The sequence below is a fragment of the Sivoneniella epilithica UHCC 1019 genome, assembly GCF_040830845.1.
Lineage (GTDB): Bacteria > Cyanobacteriota > Cyanobacteriia > Leptolyngbyales > Leptolyngbyaceae > ULC077BIN1.
In genome coordinates this window covers 14,981-34,573 of the sequence record NZ_JBFPDP010000032.1, presented here as the reverse complement: position 1 = coordinate 34,573, position 19,593 = coordinate 14,981, and the positions used below count along the sequence as shown (strand labels likewise).

Genomic DNA, 19,593 nt, shown 5'->3' with positions numbered 1-19,593 from the left:
CAAACTCCGAATCCTGAACCCTGAACCCTGCCCCGAATGAAAAACCGAATTATTCTGATGGGTCTCGCGATGTTGCTGGCGTTCATCTGGCATAGTGGAAAATATTCTCCTATGTCACACGCTATGACGATCGCACAGCCATTTGTATATCCTACCAGCGCCCAGGTGAACCAGGTTGATGATTATCACGGCACCTCCGTAGCCGATCCGTATCGCTGGTTAGAAAATCCCGATTCCCCTGAAAGCCGAGCTTGGATTGAGGCGCAAAATAAGCTGACGATGGGCTTTTTGGCAGAGATTCCGGCACGCGATCGCCTGCGCGATCGTCTAACAAAATTATGGAACTACGAAAAATACAGTATTCCTTTCAAGCAGGGCGATCAGTCGCAAAACAACGCGACCCAACGCTACTTTTACTTTAAAAACGACGGTTTACAAAACCAAAGCGTCCTTTATACCCTCAAAACGTTGACCGACGCGCCCAGGCTACTGCTTGATCCCAATACCCTTTCTGCCGATGGCACCGTGGCGCTAGGGGGATTATCCGTCAGTGAAAACGGCAAACTGCTTGCTTATGGCTTGTCTACCTCTGGCTCCGACTGGCAAACCTGGAAAGTCCGCGACGTGGAAACTGGAAAAGATCTGCCCGACGAAATCAACTGGGTCAAATTTTCGGGGGCATCGTGGAGCCATGACCACACGGGCTTTTTCTATTCCCGCTACGACGAACCTAACAGCAAAACCCAACTGGAAGATGTTAATTATTTCCAAAAGTTGTACTACCATCGTCTGGGCACATCCCAGTCAGACGATGTGCTGATTTATGATCGCCCCGATCACAAAGAATGGGGCTTTAGCGGCAGCGTAACTGAAGACGGACGCTATTTGCTGATTTCCGTCTGGCTAGGAACCGATCCGCGCAATTTAGTGTTTTACAAAGATCTTACGGCTCCAAATGCGCCTGTAGTCGAACTAATCAACACCTTTGAAGCTGAATATTCCCTGGTGGATAATGACGGTAGCACGTTCTGGTTCCGCACCGATTTAGACGCGCCTCGCGGTCGAGTGATTGCGATCGATCTGGCGAATCCTACCAAAGAACAGTGGCAGGAAATCATTCCCGAATCGGCGGAAACCCTGAAAGGTGTGGGGTTATTAAACAATCAATTTGTCGCGTCCTACCTAAAAGATGCCCGTAGCCAAATCCGGCTCTATGATTTGCAGGGTCAGCTAGTGCGAGAAGTAGAACTGCCAGGAATTGGCTCTGCGGGTGGATTTGGCGGTAAACGCTACGATACCGAAACCTTTTATAGCTTTACTAGCTTTACTACCCCACCCACCATCTATCGCTACAACACGATCACGGGTGAAAGCATAATCTTTCGCCAGCCCAGAGTCGATTTCAAACCACAAGACTATGAAACCCGCCAGGTGTTCTATCCCAGTAAGGATGGCACCTCGGTGCCCATGTTTATCGTCCATAAAAAAGGACTGAAACTGGATAGCACCAATCCCACCTATTTGTATGGCTATGGCGGGTTTGGTGTCTCGCTTACTCCGAGTTTCTCCGTCAGCCTGCTGACCTGGATGGAGATGGGGGGCGTGTATGCGGTGCCCAGTTTGCGCGGTGGCGGTGAGTATGGCGAAGACTGGCACCAGGCAGGCATGAAACTGAAAAAGCAAACGGTGTTTGATGATTTTATTGCAGCAGCAGAGTGGCTGATTACGAATAAATATACGAGTTCGCCCAAGTTGGCGATCGCGGGTGGCAGTAATGGCGGGTTGCTGGTGGGTGCCTGCATGACTCAGCGCCCAGAGCTATTTGGGGCGGCGTTACCGGCGGTGGGCGTGATGGATATGCTGCGCTTCCACAAGTTCACCATTGGCTGGGCGTGGATTTCGGAATATGGCTCTCCAGACAATCCAAAAGAGTTCAAAACTCTCTATGCTTACTCGCCACTGCACACTCTCAAACCGGGTACTGTCTATCCCGCCACGTTGATCACCACTGCCGACCACGACGATCGCGTGGTGCCTGCTCATAGCTTCAAGTTTGCTGCTGCCCTACAATTTGCCCATAAAGGGACGGTGCCTGTGCTGATTCGGATTGAAACTAAAGCCGGACATGGAGCGGGAAAACCCACCACAAAAATTATTGAGGAAGCCAGCGATCGCTGGGCTTTTTTGGTGAAGACGTTGGATATGGCGATCGGCGATCGAATTCTACCTTAATCTGGCTGGTAAAGCAGTGCCTACTTTATTCTGCGACTTTACTCATCTAATAGACTTCTCACACCACGTCCATCTCGGCTTAACACATGGGTATAAATCATCGTTGTTTGCACATCTTTATGCCCAAGCAGTTCTTGCACCGTCCGAATGTCCTATCCTGCTTGTAAAAGATGAGTTGCAAAGCTGTTGACAAATTACAGCCGTTGTTCTGATTTAGTTAATAAGCTGATCAGCATTTAAATTGCATAATTGAATAATAAGAATAATTAGACCACCCGTGCCATGCCAGCAAAGAGTTTTCTAAGTTCAGATCAAGTAGATAAATTGCAAAAAGCTCTTCGACAGAGTGAACTACCTCATATTCGAGAACGAATTTTAATTCTTTTACTTCAAAACAATGGTAAAACTCAACGAGGAATTGCCGATTTTATAGGATGTTCACCTCGAACAGTTGCCTATTGGTGTATGCCTGGTGACCCTGACAAATTGGAGAGTTTGCAAAATTAACGAAACCAAGAGAGTCATCGCAAAGCGACTGCTGAATATATCAGATTATTATTAGAAACAATTGACCAAGAGCCAGCAGAGCTAGGGTATGAATTTGGACGATGGAGTGGAGACCGTTTAGCACCCTATTTAACAAAGAAAACTGGAATTGAGCTCAGTGGTTCTCAGGTGAGGAGGATTCTAAAGCGAAAAAAGTATAGTTATATTTGGGCAAAATATAGCTTAGAGGATAAACAGAATCCAGTAAAAAGAATTGAGTTCAAAGAGAGATTATTCAAGTACTTAGCCAATGCTAAGGAAAAGCCAAATCAAATTCAGGTATGGTTTTGGGACGAGAGTGGATTTAGTTTGCGAGTGATTCGACGGAAAAACTGGAGTCAGAAAGGGCACCGTACAAAGATTAAAGGTCAGCGCCGTAAAGGGCGAGTAAATGTCATGGGAGGCATTCGAGAATCAGACCGCAAACGAATCTGTTTCTTTGTTAAAAAGGGAGAGGGCGATATCTTTTATGAGCAACTACAACAGTTCAATCAACTGATTCAGAATGAATGGGTCTCTCAAGGCAATAGACCTGAAGACTTTCAAGCAAAGGGAACCAAGATTGTCATCATGCTAGATAATGCCAGTTATCACAAACGTCTTGATATTCGAGAGAAGATTGCTCAGGAACTTCCCAACATTATTTTAGAGTTCTTACCTGCCTATAGTCCTGACCTGAATATTATTGAGCTTGTTTGGCATTCTTGTAAAGAATATATTGCGCATCGACTGTTCAAGTCAGTAGATGAATTGAAAGAATTGCTAGAAAGACTGCTCAATCAAGGCGAGTTGATTATCAAGTGGAATCGTAAGATAAAGAATAAGGGGAATATGCATATTGCAACTTAAATGCACATTAGCTTATCGTCTCGCGAGTTACCAACAAGAGCATATTACTTCATGCCAGGTGAATGGCACGAATATCACTTTACTTTTGATCCGAAAATTGGCGGTGATGAATATTTAGCGCACTCAGTATCTACGATTTTGTTGATGAAAAGCGAGACAAAGCGTTGCCCTATGGAGTATATGACCTCTATCTTAATCAAGATTGGGTGAGCGTTGGCATTGACCATGACACGGCTCAATTTGCGCTCGAATCGATTTGATGCTGGTGGGACGAGATGGGTTCACCCCTTTGTCTTGACGCTCATCGGTTCCTGATTACTGCTGACTGCGGCGGCAGCAATGGGTATTGAGTCAGGCTTTGGAAGTTAGAGTTGCAGCATCTAGCTGATGAAACAGATCTTCCTCCATCCTTTACATAATGGCACTACCAACTCTTGATTCACAGGTCTAGAATAGTACCAAATGCTGTTGGGCAAAGAGAGAAATGTCCTTGGTCTGGCTCATTCAGGATTTCCTTTAACAGTACTTGAACTCTACTCTACAGCATCTTTTTCATGCGCTTGCTTTAAGCTTTTAGGGTTCTCGACCCCTCTCATTCTTGTAACCACGCTATAATTCAGTCGGAGCGTATAGGAATTTTCTGATGAGTAATCCCATTGTTCATGCCTTTTTTGTTGGCAGAGCGCTAGCAGACACCTTATATGATCACGCAGAACTTGCCTTTACCGATGCATTAAGTGAGTTAGGTAAGCTGGATGCAGAACTCCGAGAGAATTTACGCACTTTGAGCGATCGCGTGATCGAGCGGGCAGCCCAAGAAGAAGCCGCTGCAACCCAGGGGCGATCGAGCCATTCCGCTGCTGCATCTCCTTTCCAATCCGATGACTTGCAAACAGTGATTGACGAGTTGCGGGCAGAAGTCGCTCGATTGCGCTCCGAACTGAAGCAATATCGCAGCCGTACTTCATAACCACGTTTGCGCATCCTTTGATAGCATCAAAGATATTAGCCTAGGGATAAGAATCGAGTGTCTGTTTTTCCTCACGACTCCAACCTGTCTAAGCAGCCAACGGAGCCACATCCTGAAAGCGATAAGTCTCTTGCTCACTCGGACTCTTTATTCCCTGTCAACGATCAGAATGGGCAATACCCTAAAAATGGGAAAGATTCTCAATCATCTGTGAGTTTAGCGGCTGCGGGTTTAGTGGACACCGCCTCTGCGCTTGTCGAAGGGGCTAATGGTCGTGAGAACAATAATCTTACGGTGCCCCTGTCTGATTCAGACGAATATCTGAGCCAGGAACGCTTATCTCAGAAGATAGTGACCGCTTTTGAGCGATCGCCTGCCCTAAAGAATCGCGTGAAAGAAAAATCCTATGGTGACAAAGCCTATCGCTGGAATCGAACCAACTATTCTCGGCAGCGGCGCTTTGTCGATATTTGGGGCTTTGTGCTGACGCTGTTGTATTCTCAATGGCTGTATGGTAAGCCTTGGAGCTATCCTGGTGGCATGACGGAGGCTAAACGGGAGCAGCGTCGGCGATCGCAAGCCGTTTGGATGCGCGACACCTTGCTCGATCTAGGTCCGACTTTCATTAAAGTGGGTCAGCTTTTTTCCACTCGTGCCGACTTGTTCCCCACGGAATACGTTGAAGAACTATCCAAATTGCAAGACCGAGTACCTGCTTTTAGTTTTGAGCAAGCAAAATCTCTAATCGAGCAAGACTTAGGCAAATCTCTGCAAGAGCTTTATCTCAGCTTTGATCCAATCCCACTGGCAGCGGCAAGTTTAGGACAAGTGCATCGAGCCACCCTGCATTCGGGTGAAGATGTAGTGGTGAAGGTGCAGCGTCCGGGTTTAGTCAAGCTATTTCAAATTGACCTTGCCATTCTCAAGGGGATCGCTCGATATTTTCAAAAGCACCCAAAGTGGGGTCCAGGGCGCGACTGGATCGGCATTTACGATGAATGCTGCAAGATCTTGTATGAAGAAATTGATTACCTCAACGAAGGGCGCAACGCCGACACTTTCCGCCGCAACTTTCGGGATGAAGATTGGGTGATGGTGCCGCGTGTCTATTGGCGATATGCCTCTCCGCGTGTGTTAACGCTGGAATATTTGCCAGGTATCAAGATTAGTCATTATGAAGCTTTGGACGCTGCTGGACTCGATCGCAGTCGATTAGCTCAACTCGGTGCAAAAGCTTACCTAATTCAGCTTTTGAACGACGGCTTTTTCCATGCCGATCCTCATCCCGGCAACCTGGCAGTGAACCCGGATGGGGCGCTGATTTTTTATGACTTTGGCATGATGGGTCAGGTGAAACTTGTCACCCGTGAAAAGTTGTTGGATACTTTCTTTGGGGTGGCTCAAAAAGATGGCGATCGCGTCATGGCTTCTCTGATTGATCTCGGTGCTTTAACTCCCACCAGTGACATGGGGCCAGTGCGCCGTTCCATTCAGTTTATGCTCGATAATTTCATGGATAAGCCCTTTGAGACGCAATCCGTGGGAGCCATTAGCGATGATCTTTATGAAATCGCCTACGGTCAGCCGTTTCGCTTTCCAGCAACGTTCACCTTTGTCATGCGTGCCTTTTCAACCCTGGAAGGAGTTGGCAAGGGATTAGATCCACAATTTAACTTTATGGAGGTTGCAAAGCCTTTTGCACTGAAGATTATGGCAGATGGAAATCCTACCACTGATGCAAACAATATTTTAGGAGAATTGAGCCGTCAAGCTTCCCAAATTAGCAATACTGCTTTAGGATTGCCCCGACGCATTGAAGATACTTTAGAGAAACTGGAGCGCGGAGATATTCGAGTTCGGACGCGATCGCTGGAAACAGAGCGCATTTTACGCCGATTGAGTGGTGTAAATATGGGCACGAACTATACACTATTGGTGTGCACCTTTACATTGTCGGCTACGATTCTATTAGTCAGTGGTCAGGGCTGGCTTGCACTTGCTGCTGCCGCCGCCGCTGCGTTTGCAGGGTTCACTCTGATCCGCTTGATGATTCGGATTGATCGCAGCGATCGTATGCCATGATCTTTTTAATAGGTGCTCTTTTAATACCTGTTGACCCTCTAGCAACCCCCCTATGAAGCGTCTGTCTACCGGCTTAACAGATGTCGGCATTGTCCGCAGAGTCAACCAGGACGATTATTACATCGATCCTGAAGGTCGCTTTTTTATTGTGGCAGACGGTATGGGAGGACATGCAGGCGGTGAAGAAGCCAGCCATCTTGCTACCCAAACTATTCAGACTTATTTAGAAAACTACTGGCACACGGCTGAATCCTCAAAGACTATTCTGGAACAAGCGCTGCTAGAGGCAAACCAAGCAATCATCAATGACCAGCAGCAGCACCCAGAGCGAGGAGACATGGGCACCACCGTGGTCGTCTTGCTCTTTCGTGATGAACAGCCTTTATGTGCCCACATTGGCGATTCGCGGCTCTATCGGCTACGCGGTGCCAAACTCGATCAGATTACGGAAGACCACACTTGGGTTGCACTTGCTATCCGCATGGGTGAAATCTCGCCCGATCAAGGCAGAGTTCATCCCTGGCGGCATGTGTTAGCTCAGTGCTTAGGGCGAGAAGATTTGCGCCAAATCGATATTCAGCCAGTGCAGATCCAACCCAGCGATCGCCTGTTGCTGTGTAGTGATGGACTCACGGAAGAATTATCGGATCAAGTGATTGCCTCGCAGTTAAAATCCATTCGGGTTTGCGAGAAAGCTGCTGCTGCACTGATTAATGCAGCGAAAGAGCATGGTGGACGCGATAATATTACGGTGATTGTGTTGAGTATTGATGGATCAGGATAAATGAGTGCCGTTATCATCAACATAATTACTGAGTAACCCTAGCGTTTCTAAGCCGCTGTTATGATCAAATTGGGTTCAGAGTTGGGGTTGTAGCTCATCAGGATAGAGCGGTCGCCTCCTAAGCGACAGGTAGTGAGTTCGAGTCTCGCCAATCCCGTAAAAAAGTTAAAAGTCTCTGAAAAGTATGCTTTTCAGAGACTTTTATGCTGTCCTGATCAACCTCGTCCTGTCCAGCACCCAATTAGACAGCGTTTGATTTCGCTAAATTTAGGCAAATATTTGAGTAAATATCAAGTGTGTTTTCCAGATTGTGTATAACTTGCACTAAAGAGAGAGTCATCAATCTAAAAAAAGCTTTAAAGTCTCGTATATATAAGAATGTTTGATTTATTAAATTTTAGGCTAGGAGGATTGCCTCATCGCTAAGCGATCGCTTCAGGTATCACTTACTGGAATTCAACAGGCAAAACGAGCATTTGCCCTCAAGGGATGGACTCAGGAAAACTTAGCGGGAGAGGTGAGCTTAAAAACACGCCAACCTATCTGGCGGTTTTTTACTGGACAGCCCGTTGAGCGTCAGGTTTTTCTAGAAATTTGTTCAGTGCTGGAATTGGATTGGCGTGAGATCGTGGTTGATCCTCCCGCAGAATTTCCTGAATTAGGAGGATTGGGTCGCGCTCCATTGCCCGATCTGGATGCCCTAGTGCAAGAAGTGCGATCGCAACGCCAAGACAAAGTTCAAGACCAGTGCGGCATCCTACAACTATTAGACATCAGCCATCCCGTTAGCCTGGATGATATTTATATTGATGTCAATATTTTGGAAACCATTGCGAGTCAACAGCAGTTAGAGATTGCCAATCTACAAAATATTGAACCAGAAGACTTTGATCGCGTGGGCTTAGGTGAGGTTGATCAAGCCCAAGTGCTAGGGGTAACCGCCGTAGAAAACTACTCTAAGGTTCGGGTGCTAGGCAAACCGGGATCGGGCAAAACCACGTTCTTGCAGTATCTCGCCGTCCAGTGCAATCAAGGAGAGTGGGAGTCAGAGCGAGTCGCAATCTTCATCACGCTGAGGCATTTTGTTGAAGAATCGAGAGTTAGCGGCGAATTTAGCTTGTTAAACTACCTGCGCCAAGAGTTTTTCACCAATGGCATTGCTGATCCATCTGTAATCGAGACATTGCTTCTAGCGGGTCGGGTGCTGCTGTTACTGGATGGCATTGATGAAGTGCTGCATGACGAGAGCGTTGTAGTTCTTAAAGAAATTCGCCGTTTTTCAGACAAATATCATAAGAATCGGTTTGTAGCGACCTGCCGCACCGCTGCTCGGAGGCTTAGTTTACGCGGGTTTGCCGACGTGGAGGTTGCCCCATTTACTCAGGCTCAAATTGTTGCCTTTGCCCAAAAATGGTTTGTGGCGTTTACTAAAACGACTGCTCCGGCAGGGGTAGTGCAGTCTGGTCAGTTTATTAAAAAGCTGGACTTGCCGGAAAACTGGCAGTTTCGCCAACTGGTGGTGACTCCTCTGTTTTTGCATATGGCGTGCTGGGTGTTTCAGGGGGAAGGCAGATTTCCAACAAAGCGAACAGATTTTTATAAAGAAGGGTTAGATTTACTGCTAGGCAAATGGGATGAGGCGAGAGGGGTGGAGCGCGATGAGGTTTACCAGGGGTTTCGCCTGCCCCAAAAGCTGAAATTGCTGAGTCAGATTGCGGCGGCTACCTTTGAGCAGGGACAATACTTTTTTGAGCAACGGACACTTGAGCAATATATTGAGGACTATATTCGGCATCTGCCCAATGCGCCCACCGATGCTGAGGAACTGCAAGTCGAAAGTGGAGCGGTGCTGAGGGCGATCGAATCGCAACATGGATTAATCGTCGAACGGGCGCGGGGTATTTTCTCTTTTTCCTATCTGGCGTTTCAAGAATATTTCACGGCACGGAACATCGTTGCTAGCCACAACCTCCAAGCACTAGAGCAGGCATTGGGCGGGTTGGTCAGCCACATCACCGATCCCCACTGGCGGGAAGTGTTTTTGTTAACGGCTACGATGCTGCGGAGCGCGGATTCATTAGTGCAGTTGATGAAGCAGCAGATTGATGCCTTGGTTGTTCAAGATCCTTATCTACAGGAGTTTTTGCAATGGGCAAGTCAAAAATCGCAGACGCTCCCTACCGAAACAAAAGATGCCACGGCGCGAGCTTTTTACTTAGCACTGGCTCGAACGCCCTACATAGCATCCGATTTTGCGCTTGCCTGTACGCTCGACCAAGGAATGTTTTTGGATATCGCTTTGGATGATGTGTTGCAATCCTGCGCGATCGCCCAAAGTCCAGACTTTGCTCACGCTCATCTCTGTGGCAACGCCCTCAGCAATATTTTAGGCATCGTGCTGGATGCGGGCTTGCACAAATCGCTGCAACAACTCCAAAATGAATTCCCAGATATTGATCAAAACCAGGCACGGTTTCAGGCATGGTGGCAGCAACACCACACCGCTTGGGCAAACCATCTCACGAGTGAGATAAATAACTATCGGCAGATTCACCAGCACTGGCAGTTTAGCCCAGAACAACAGCAAGTGCTGCACCGCTACTACGCTGCCAATCAACTGCTGCTCGATTGTTTGCATAGCAACAGTGAAGTGACGGCAGCGGTTCGGCAGGATATTGAAGCTAGTTTACTACTATCCCAAAGGGAGATTGAAGCCAGGGAATGGCAATAACGCGGAAAAAGTTGCATTTCTGTAAAGAAATGCAACTTTTTCCGCCGGGTATACAAATCAAACAGTGGTCAAACCCGATTTCAAACGTCTGATCGTTATGCTTGGTAGGACACACACATTAGAGCTAGCCGCGAAAGTTTCTTAAAAAGTGTTTACCATCGCCACAGATTAGCTCAGGTTTCAATATGGCTACTTTATTGAATTATTCAATACCCGTGTCAAGACATCTCAAACTCGATCGCAGTCAACCGTTTATCTCTACAACGGTGAGCGATCATTCCATGAACACTCGGCACACTTGCCCCTGCTGTTCTAGGGTTTTGCTGCGCCACATGCGTTTGGATGGGCTTTACTGGCGCTGTGATCATTGCCATGAAGAGATGCCCATTTTATAAGTCAAAGGCGATCGCTGCAAGAGGCGGTTTTTTGTCATCCATGATTTTAAATTAGAGGTCAAAATGTCGCACGGATTAATCAATCTAACCCTGCCAGTCGTCATTCAAGAAATCGAAAATGTTTTGGATGAATATCCTGAACATCCTTATCAAACCGCTTTTGCGATGCCTAAATTGCATCAACAGTTGATTGCTCACATTCTCAGTAATGTTCCGAATCACTATGTTGTCGAAGAAGCAGACGAATTAGTTGGCAAACTCAAAGTTCGATCCTCTTCCCCTTTGCAGGAGCGTCTGCGGATGGAAATGGTGATCCGTGCCAGCATCTTGCATATCCTGCGCGAAAATGCCGATTGGTTGAGTCTCCGTGGCTCACGTGTTGAGATTGGTGCAGAAGCCACTGTTTAATTTGTGGAGCGATCGCTGACCTTTTTCTAAGCTTAGCAAAACAAGTTATTGACCTTTCAAAGCAAAATCCCCAACTCATTTGAGTTAGGGATTTTGTTGAACTAAGATTTAAAGCCCTTTAAGTCCTTCAATGGGTACGATGGGAAAGCGCCGATGTTGGGGGAGTGGGGGTTTGCGAATTAATCGTGGGTGGAAAAACCCAAGAGAAGCAAGAAATCAGTAGTAAAAATCCGAAGAGTGCAGCGGTCGTTTGCATAAAGAGAGGAAATTGCGATCGCTCTGCTACAGAAACTTGGGCAATAGACGAAGGGGGTGTTGAGACTGAATTCTGTCTAGTCAGCCTTACATGGTTAATCATCCTGAAAAGCCTTAATACTTGAAATAACAAACTACAGCTTGAAAATGCAACGTTAAACAACGGTATTAATTTTGCAGAACCTACCCTAGGAATGGAAGGGTATGTTTATTCCATCCATTACAATTACTTTAAAAAAATATTAAAATGGTAGCTTTTGATACCATTTTGCCAACTGCTACAACTATAAACATGGTTCTCATGTCGTTTTCGCATCCTTTAATAGCTTTCGTCCCTGTTGCTATGGCAAGACGTGAATTTTGGGTAAGTACAGTGACGGTCTACAATCTGGGAAGTATGTTGCAATTGTTTGAGCCGTTTTTCAAAAGATAACTCTTTATTGCAGTCCTTTAAGCAGAACTGCTTGCTCGTTGTTTTGTTTTTCTATACAATCCATATTTTGTTCCCAATAGCGATTTTTTCTGAGAAATCTTCTTAAATTGAACTTAAATTTGGCAGAGATCCCCCTCTAGAGGATTGAATCATTTGTGGATGTCGGTTATGTAACTCCTACATGGCATAAATCTGGATCGCTGGCTTGAGGTTTATTAAGGATTAGGTATGACTGAATTGTTGCTAACGGGTATGAGTTCTTTTCTTGCGGGAAGTATGATATTGCCTTTGGCGCTACATGTTCCCGATGGTTTTTTGAGTCTGCCGATCACGTTGATAGGCTGGGTGGTGGCGATCGCGCTAATTGCGATATGCCTAAAGCGCGCTCAAGCCGAATATCAAGAGCGCACGGTTCCACTAATGGGGGTGTGTGCAGCGTTTATTTTTGCGGCACAAATGATCAACTTCCCCATTCCAGGAGGCACCTCTGGGCATTTGCTGGGCGGCACCTTGGCTGGCGCATTGCTCGGTCCTTGGGCTGGCTCTTTGGTGATGGCAGTCGTGTTTATTGTGCAAGCCTTTTTATTTCAGGATGGCGGCATCACGGCACTGGGGTTTAATATCTTTCTAATGGGATTAATTGGTACGTTTGGTGGCTACTATCTGTATGCAGCGATTCGTAAAGCGCTAGGCTGGAACAGTTGGCGCGGGATTGGAACGGGTGCTGCTATTGCGGCTTGGGCAAGTGTGGTAGTGGCATCTGTAGTCTGTGCTTTTGCCTTGGCGTTGTCTGGAACGGTGCCGTTGAATGTGGCACTGCCTGCCATGGTGTTCTGGCATATGCTGATTGGGATCGGTGAAGCACTGATTACGGTGGTTGCTCTTGGGTTTATTTACCGGACTCGCCCTGACTTGATTTATAAAGCACCCAAAAATGCGATCGCCAGTCGTCCAATGGCATCGCGCTAAAAAGTGGAATTGAGTTTTGAGTTTTGAGTTTTGAGTTTTGAGTTTTGAGTTTTGAGTTTTGAGTTTTGAGTTTTGAGTTATCAAAAAGTCAAGCTATAAATTGAAAGAGGATTGATATCGTGTCTGATTCATCTCGCAATAAAACTGTGACGTTTGCGTTAATTGGGCTGGGCATTGCACTAGCGATCGCAACTTTTCTATCGCCATTTGCTAGTCAAAACCCAGATGGGCTAGATCGGGTCGCCCAAGATCATCAGTTTGATACGAAAGCGGTAGAAGAAACTCCGGCGAAACAACTCCCGTTTTATCAAGTATTTGAAGAATATGCACTTCGGGGTGTGCCTGACGCAGTAGCAACGTCCTTAGCCGGAATCATTGGCACCCTAGCCGCGTTTGGCTTAGCCTGGGGCATTGGCAAAGTTGTGGTGCGTAACTCTGCCGTTCCACCAGATGATGATGTCATCTCTCCAGAATAGGCGGCAAGAGAACAATCCATGCTGCTGCATATTGGGGCATTTCGGTTAGATGGGGATAGTGAACGGCGATCGCCTTGGCATGATTTAATTCCATCTACGCGGGTGTTGTGTACCGTGCTGATGGTGTTTGCGATCGCTCTCACCCCAAATGGGCAGTGGAAAACTTGGGGAATTTATGGACTTGGGATGATCACGTTGGCACTGTTTAGCCAAGTGACTTTGAGCGCCTTAGCCAAGCGAGTCGGAGTGGAGTTTATCTTTATCGGGGTCGTGCTGTTAGGAACGCTATTTCAGCGCAACGGCGAGATCGTTTGGCAATGGGGCTGGCTGCAAATCACTACGATTGGGCTGACTACCCTTGGCAGTGTGGCATTCAAAATGTTACTTTCCTTAACAATGGTAAACATTTTGATTTTGACTACCCCCATTCCAGCGTTATTGCACGCGATCGCGACTTTGCGCGTTCCACCGTTGCTTGTGGCAATTATGGCATCGATGTATCGGTATATTGCCGTGCTAACCGACGAGTTCCAATCCATGCGACGGGCGGCGTTGTCGCGAAATTTAATGAACAGCCGTAAAACTCAGCGTTTGGTAATCGGCAATATGGTTGGGGCATTGTTTATTCGCACTTACGATCGCGGCGAGCGGGTGCATCAGGCAATGTTAGCGCGGGGCTATACGGGGCTGTTTCCGCAAGCCGAGATCCCCAAAGGCGGTTGGCGAGATGGGGTTGCAATCACGGGGGTTGCAGCACTCACGATCGTGGGGCAACTGTTCTATATCCAAGGTCGCTAGCGATCGCGATACTTCTAAATCATGCATCACAATCCGATCACCATTGAAAACCTCAGCTATGCCTACCCCGATGGCACAGAAGCGCTGCATCAGATCGACTTATCGATTCATGCCACCGAGCGCGTGGCTTTGGTGGGAGCCAATGGTTCTGGCAAATCAACCCTGCTTCAGCATTTTAATGGGCTGATTATTCCGCAACAAGGAACAGTCGTAGTCGGCGAACTGCCGATCGCGCCGCAAACTCTCACAAAAATTCGTAATTTTGTCGGCTTAGTGTTTCAAAACCCAGATGATCAACTCTTCATGCCCACGGTCTGGGAAGATATCACCTTTGGTCCGATGAATCAGGGTTTGCGCGGTGGATGCTTGGTAGATCGTGCCGTCGGTGCCATGCAGTCAGTCGGACTAGATCCTGACAAATACAGCGCACGTAGTGCAAACAACTTATCCGGCGGGGAAAAGAAACGAGTGGCGATCGCCGGCGTATTAGCAATGCAGCCACAAATTTTGATCTTGGATGAACCGTCTGCCCAACTCGATCCGCGATCGCGTCGTCAGTTAATTCACCTGCTTGACAGTCTGCCCTTGACTCAACTGATTGCCACCCATGATTTAGATTTGGCGCTAGAACTGTGCGATCGGACAATTGTGCTAAATCATGGACAAATTGTTTACGATGGGCAAACGGAACAAATCATGAGCAATGCCGATCTTTTAGAAGCATACGCTCTAGAAATGCCGCTCAGCTACAGCCGCCCCTATTGTTTGTTGGATCACGCGCCAGCGGCGTAGGGAAGTTTTGAGTTTTGAGTTTTTAATTTTGAGTTTAACCTTACTGCCTTAGCAGTCCGTCAATGTTGAACTGAATGGGGTTACTCTCGTACTCCACACTCTGTACTCCGCAATCCACACCGTCCTTTCACCCGAACTCTATCAACTCCCATGCGCCGTCACCGCTTCCTCAGCCTATTGTTTATCGGATGTTTTGCGATCGCCCTCTTCGCTGGATCGGCTGCATCGTCCCAAATTGTTCCTACGGTTGCCCCAGATCAGCCGTCTGAGATCGCTCAATCCCCTGCCCTCTCGCAAGCTGGCTCGACTCAACCTGCGACAAACACGGCAAATGCTGACCTGTCACTAACGGCTGGCGTTCGCAAAACGGTTTTAGACAATGGCTTAACGGTGCTGACAAAGGAAGTTCACACGTCGCCAGTAGTCTCGGTGCAGGTGTGGTATCGGATTGGGTCGCGAGACGAATTGCCGGGTGTGAATGGCATTGCTCACCAGCTAGAACACTTGATGTTTAAGGGCACTCAGTCGCGCCCGATTCAGTTTGGGCGATTTTTTAGCGCGTTGGGTAGTGAATCGAATGCCTTCACGAGCTATGACATGACGGCTTATTTTGGCACCGTTGAACGCGACAAGTTGGAGGCGCTGCTCGTTCTGGAAGCCGATCGCATGAGAAACTCCATCATTGGTGAAAAAGAGCTTGCTAGCGAAAAGCGAGTTGTGATTTCGGAACTGCAAGGCTATGAAAATAATCCGAGCTATCGGTTGGGTCGGGCTGTGATGCGATCGGCGTTTCCCGACAGTCCCTATGGTTTACCCGTGGGTGGCACCAAAGCCGACGTAGAAAAATTTACGGTTGATCAGGTGCGCTACTATTACAACACTTTTTATCGTCCTGATAATGCCACATTAGTGGTGGTAGGCGACTTTCAAACCGATGCTTTGCTGCAAAAGGTGCGAGAGAGTTTTGGCAAGATTCCGAAAGCGATCGCCCCTCTGCCCAAAGATCCACTGTTTGCTAAGGCTGGCAAAGCTGCGTTACAGGCTGCTGCACCACCGATTATTTTGAAGGAACCCGGCAGCGCGGCACTGTTAAACGTTGTCTATCCTCTGCCAGATACGAAGCATCCCGATGTGGCGGCAATTCAGGTAATGGATTACATTCTCACCGGGGGGCGTAGTTCCCGGATTTATCAAGCATTAGTCGAAACCGGTTTGGCAAGCGATGCAGGCGGCGGAGCGGCTAATATGATTTCAGGCGGCTGGTATGAATTGTCGGCTACGGCGGCTCCAGGAAAAGAGTTGCAGGCGATCGATCGCGCGTTGGAACAAGTGCTTGCCGATCTGCGAGATAAAGGCGTGACTCAAGAGGAACTGACGCGGGCAAAGGCGCAGTTGAAAGCATCTCTAGTCCTGCGAAATCGAGATATTGCCAGCCAAGCGATTTTGCTGGGTGATAATCAAATTTCCACGGGCGACTATCGATTTACCGATCAACTCCTTGCCGCGATCGCTACCGTTACTCCTGCGGATGTCCAGCGAGTTGCTAAAACCTATTTGGCACCCACCAACCGCACCGTCGGATTTTTTGAACCGACCACTGCCGACGGCAAACCCGGAGCTAGCCCTGGCAATCTTTCCCAAACCACTGAGAAATTTAGCCCTGGTGCGCCTGTCGATCCGGCTGAAGTGGCGAAGTATCTGCCGCTCAACCGAACCACTACTCAGCCGCAAGATCAAGCACTGCCCGAAAAGTTGACCTTAAAAAATGGAGTGCAGGTGCTGCTGGTGCGCGATCGCAGTACGCCAACCGTAACTCTCAGTGGACATATTGGCGCTGGCACTGTTCGCGATCAGCCTGCTACCGCTGGATTGGCAACCTTGACGGCTAATAACTTGATGAATGGCACTCAAACAAAAGATGCCTTAGCGATCGCCAAAACCTTAGAAAATCGCGGTGCCAGTTTAGGCTTTGGTGCCAGTCGAGAAGGCGTTTCCATCAGTGGCGAAGCTCTCTCTGCCGATTTGCCAACTTTGGTTCAGGTGACAGCAGATGTGCTGAAAAATGCCAGCTTCCCTAAAAACGAACTGGAACTGAGTCGTCAACGTGCCCTCACCGGACTCAATCTAGAACTAGATACCCCCGCTCGCCTAGCACTCCGCACGTTTCAGCAAGCAATCTATCCCGCCACTCATCCATTCCACACTTTTCCGACCGCAGCCAGTTTGCAAGCGATTACCCGCGACGACATAGTGCGCTTTTATCAGCAGTATTATCGCCCCGATGCTACCGTGCTAACGCTGGTGGGTGACTTTGATGCTGTTGCGGTTCGCACACTGCTAGCACGGGAACTGGGCAGTTGGGAGACGACCGGAAACACTGCTCAACTCACGTTTCCGGCGGTGCCTCTGCCCGACAAAACGGTGCGTCTAACGCCTACTTTGCCCGGAAAAACTCAGTCTGTTACTTATTTAGGCTACAACGCGATCGCTCGCAAAGATCCCCGCTACTACACCGCTTTGGTATTCAACCAAATTTTGGGCGGCGATACGCTTTCTAGTCGGCTAGGGACAGAGATTCGCGATCGCCAAGGTTTGACCTATGGCATCTACAGCGTTTTTCAAGCAGGGCAAACCCCCGGACCGTTTTTGATTTCCATGCAAACTGCGCCGGAAGATGCAGAGCGGGCGATCGCTAGCACCGTGAGTCTGCTCCAACAAATCCGCAAAGAAGGAGTCACCGAGGCTGAGGTTGCCAACGCCAAGCGATCGCTCACCAGTATCTATCCAGTAGAGTTGGCTTCCCCTCCAACCCTAGCATCCACTATTCTTTTCAATGCGGTCTATGGATTGCCACTCAGCGCAATTCGCACCTACACCGATACCATTAATGCCATCACACCTACTCAGGTCAACGCTTTAATTCAGGAGGTTCTACATCCCGATCGCTTGGTGATTGTGACGGCTGGACCCACTGCCGCCACTTCGCGAAAGTAAGGTTTTAGGTTTTAGACGTTTGGGTCGGCTGATATTCGTCTTCTGATCCCTAAAACCTAGTGACTAGCTCTTCTTGCCCAATAGCCAATAAGTCATCATGTCGCCTTTGCCTTTAACCGCGATCGCGCCCCGTTGTGTAAAGTCATATCCATTCTTTAAACGGTTGTAAACGGCTTCTGTAACTTGAATTCGTTCCGGTTCACCTTGTGATTCCATCCGGCTAGCAACGTTGACGGTATCGCCCCAAAGATCATAAGTAAACCGCCGAATCCCAATCACTCCCGCCACAACAGGACCCGTATGAATCCCAATCCGCAGGCTCAGAGGACGATTGTTGTGAACCTTAATTTTGGTGATTTCATGCTGCATATCGATCGCAATATCCGCGATCGCCCTCACATGATCGGCTCTGGGAACGGGCAACCCCGCAACCACCATATACGCATCGCCAATCGTTTTAATTTTCTCTAGCTGGTGATGATCGACTAAATGATCAAACTTAGAAAAAACGCTATTGAGTAACGCAACTAATTCAGTGGGTGAAATGCTAGTCGAGAGTTCAGTAAAGCCCACCAAGTCGGCGAATAATACAGTGGCTTCTGTAAAACTATCCGCAATGATTTTTTGTCCTCGTTTGAGGCGTTCGGCAATGGCTTGAGGCAACACGTTGAGCAATAACCGTTCGGAGTTTAATCGCTGTCGGCGCAGTTCTTCCTCCGTAGACTTGCGATCGGTGATGTCCCGGACACTACCCTCATAGTGAAGCAGGGTTCCAGCAGGATCTCGAACGCTGTGCATATTTTCAGAAATCCAAATAATGCTGCCATCTTTGCGATACACCTGAGACTCAAACGCAGTCACCGATTCAAGCTGGCGCACAAAGGCAATTATTTCTTCTCGGCGGCGGGGCTGCACATACACCTGTTCGCCAATGTCGGTAATGCTAGCAACCAAATCGGCTGGCGAGTCGTAGCCATACATTTCGGCTAAGGCAGGATTGACATTGAGATATTGCCCAGCCACAGTCGTTTGAAAAATCCCTTCTGCGGCATCTTCAAAAATTTTGCGGTATTTTTCTTTTGCGGTAGTCAGTTCGGCGGTGCGTTGTTCCACCCGCTGTTCTAATTCTTGTGCCTGCTGCTGAAGTTGCGCTTGAGACTGGTGTAGAGCTTCCTCGGCTTGCTTGCGATCGCTAATGTCATACAGCGTCGTTAGCAATGTTTGTTGCCCTGCCAATACCATCGGATGCACCGAAGCAGAAACCCAAATTGTGCCCTCTGCGATCGTCCGAATCTTCATTTCATAATTGCGAACGCTGCCCTGCTGCTCGAATAGTGTCCAAAGAGTAGCAGCATCGTTTGGATCAGCAAAAAACTCTTTTAACTGATGCCCCATTAAAGCGTGTGGCTCAATGCCAAACCGCTGACTAGAGATAGAGTTAGCATAAACAATTGCACCATCTAACGTTTGGGTCAGAATCATCAAAATCGACGTGGATTCTGAAATCGCCCGAAACAGTTCCTCACTTTGGCGCATGGTTTCCACCGCATGGGTGTAAAGCTGATACTCCACTGTATCGCCATGTTCAGCCGTTGCCTTTAACATGAGTTCCAAGTCGGCTTTGTCTCTAGAAACCGTCTCAAAAATGCTTTGCAGCGTGGATTGTGCGAGTTTTCGTTCAGCGATTTCTGTTTGAAGCTGCTGATTGGTCTGGTGAAGTTCAGCCTCTACCGCGTCACCGTGTTCTGTAATCGTTTGCACGGCAATTTCTAGGTCGCAGTTCGTGCGCTGGAGCCGCGCCACTTCAAGCCGGAGGTATTCGACCTCTGCCAAGGGTATGTTTTGTTGGCTTTCGACGGGGCTTGCTTCTGCCATCGTA

Annotated in this window: 14 protein-coding genes, 1 tRNA gene and 2 pseudogenes; 14 read left to right on the top strand and 3 right to left on the bottom strand. The window is 48.0% G+C overall.

Features of this window, described 5'->3' with window-relative positions; all coding sequences use genetic code 11:
- Positions 1-36 precede the first annotated feature (36 nt).
- Positions 37-2,232, top strand: a complete 2,196-nt coding sequence (locus AB3R30_RS17910; RefSeq protein ID WP_458650570.1) for a prolyl oligopeptidase family serine peptidase — start codon at positions 37-39, stop codon at positions 2,230-2,232.
- 38 nt (positions 2,233-2,270) lie between these two features.
- Here AB3R30_RS17910 and AB3R30_RS17905 read toward each other — a convergent pair whose 3' ends face one another.
- Positions 2,271-2,381, bottom strand: a complete 111-nt coding sequence (locus tag AB3R30_RS17905; RefSeq protein ID WP_458650594.1) for a tyrosine-type recombinase/integrase — start codon at positions 2,379-2,381, stop codon at positions 2,271-2,273.
- 133 nt (positions 2,382-2,514) lie between these two features.
- On the opposite strand from AB3R30_RS17905, the pseudogene AB3R30_RS17900 reads away from it, so the two are divergent.
- From AB3R30_RS17900 to AB3R30_RS17870, 7 genes and pseudogenes are all read left to right on the top strand, one after another.
- Positions 2,515-3,627 (top strand): annotated as a pseudogene (locus AB3R30_RS17900) (IS630 family transposase).
- 122 nt (positions 3,628-3,749) lie between these two features.
- Positions 3,750-3,974, top strand: a pseudogene (locus AB3R30_RS17895) (ISAzo13-like element transposase-related protein); the annotation flags it as partial.
- A 296-nt stretch (positions 3,975-4,270) separates the two neighbouring features.
- Entirely contained in the window at positions 4,271-4,597 is a 327-nt protein-coding gene (locus tag AB3R30_RS17890) for a DUF6825 family protein (RefSeq protein ID WP_458650569.1), read from the top strand.
- Between the two features lie 57 nt (positions 4,598-4,654).
- Positions 4,655-6,679: an ABC1 kinase family protein gene (locus AB3R30_RS17885; protein WP_458650568.1), complete on the top strand. Its 2,025-nt coding sequence runs from the start codon at positions 4,655-4,657 to the stop codon at positions 6,677-6,679.
- A gap of 52 nt (positions 6,680-6,731) precedes the next feature.
- A complete protein-coding gene (locus tag AB3R30_RS17880; RefSeq protein ID WP_458650567.1) occupies positions 6,732-7,463 on the top strand; it encodes a Stp1/IreP family PP2C-type Ser/Thr phosphatase in 732 nt (243 codons plus the stop codon).
- 83 nt (positions 7,464-7,546) lie between these two features.
- A tRNA-Arg gene (locus AB3R30_RS17875) sits at positions 7,547-7,620 on the top strand.
- 360 nt (positions 7,621-7,980) lie between these two features.
- Entirely contained in the window at positions 7,981-10,194 is a 2,214-nt protein-coding gene (locus tag AB3R30_RS17870) for an NACHT domain-containing protein (RefSeq protein ID WP_458650566.1), read from the top strand.
- A 218-nt stretch (positions 10,195-10,412) separates the two neighbouring features.
- Here the strand turns inward: AB3R30_RS17870 and AB3R30_RS17865 are convergent, their stop codons facing one another.
- Complete coding sequence (locus AB3R30_RS17865; protein WP_458650565.1) at positions 10,413-10,568, bottom strand: hypothetical protein; 156 nt, start codon at positions 10,566-10,568, stop codon at positions 10,413-10,415.
- A gap of 84 nt (positions 10,569-10,652) precedes the next feature.
- Between AB3R30_RS17865 and AB3R30_RS17860 the strand changes: the two genes are divergently transcribed.
- From AB3R30_RS17860 to AB3R30_RS17835, 6 genes are all read left to right on the top strand, one after another.
- Positions 10,653-10,997: a hypothetical protein gene (locus AB3R30_RS17860; protein WP_458650564.1), complete on the top strand. Its 345-nt coding sequence runs from the start codon at positions 10,653-10,655 to the stop codon at positions 10,995-10,997.
- A gap of 916 nt (positions 10,998-11,913) precedes the next feature.
- Positions 11,914-12,654 carry an energy-coupling factor ABC transporter permease gene (locus tag AB3R30_RS17855; RefSeq protein ID WP_458650563.1) on the top strand — a complete coding sequence of 247 codons (741 nt, stop codon included), beginning with the start codon at positions 11,914-11,916 and terminating at the stop codon, positions 12,652-12,654.
- 119 nt (positions 12,655-12,773) lie between these two features.
- Entirely contained in the window at positions 12,774-13,130 is a 357-nt protein-coding gene (locus AB3R30_RS17850) for a PDGLE domain-containing protein (protein ID WP_458650562.1), read from the top strand.
- 18 nt (positions 13,131-13,148) lie between these two features.
- Complete coding sequence (gene cbiQ, locus AB3R30_RS17845) at positions 13,149-13,928, top strand: cobalt ECF transporter T component CbiQ (protein ID WP_458650561.1); 780 nt, start codon at positions 13,149-13,151, stop codon at positions 13,926-13,928.
- Positions 13,929-13,949: 21 nt separating this feature from the next.
- The gene (locus tag AB3R30_RS17840; protein WP_458650560.1) at positions 13,950-14,720 is read left to right on the top strand and encodes an energy-coupling factor ABC transporter ATP-binding protein; all 771 of its coding nucleotides are present in this window, start codon (positions 13,950-13,952) and stop codon (positions 14,718-14,720) included.
- A gap of 150 nt (positions 14,721-14,870) precedes the next feature.
- The gene (locus AB3R30_RS17835; RefSeq protein ID WP_458650559.1) at positions 14,871-17,714 is read left to right on the top strand and encodes a M16 family metallopeptidase; all 2,844 of its coding nucleotides are present in this window, start codon (positions 14,871-14,873) and stop codon (positions 17,712-17,714) included.
- Between the two features lie 63 nt (positions 17,715-17,777).
- On the opposite strand, the gene AB3R30_RS17830 is transcribed toward AB3R30_RS17835, so the two are convergent.
- On the bottom strand, positions 17,778-19,589 hold the full coding sequence (locus tag AB3R30_RS17830; RefSeq protein WP_458650558.1) for an adenylate/guanylate cyclase domain-containing protein: 1,812 nt from the start codon (positions 19,587-19,589) through the stop codon (positions 17,778-17,780).
- Positions 19,590-19,593 lie beyond the last annotated feature (4 nt).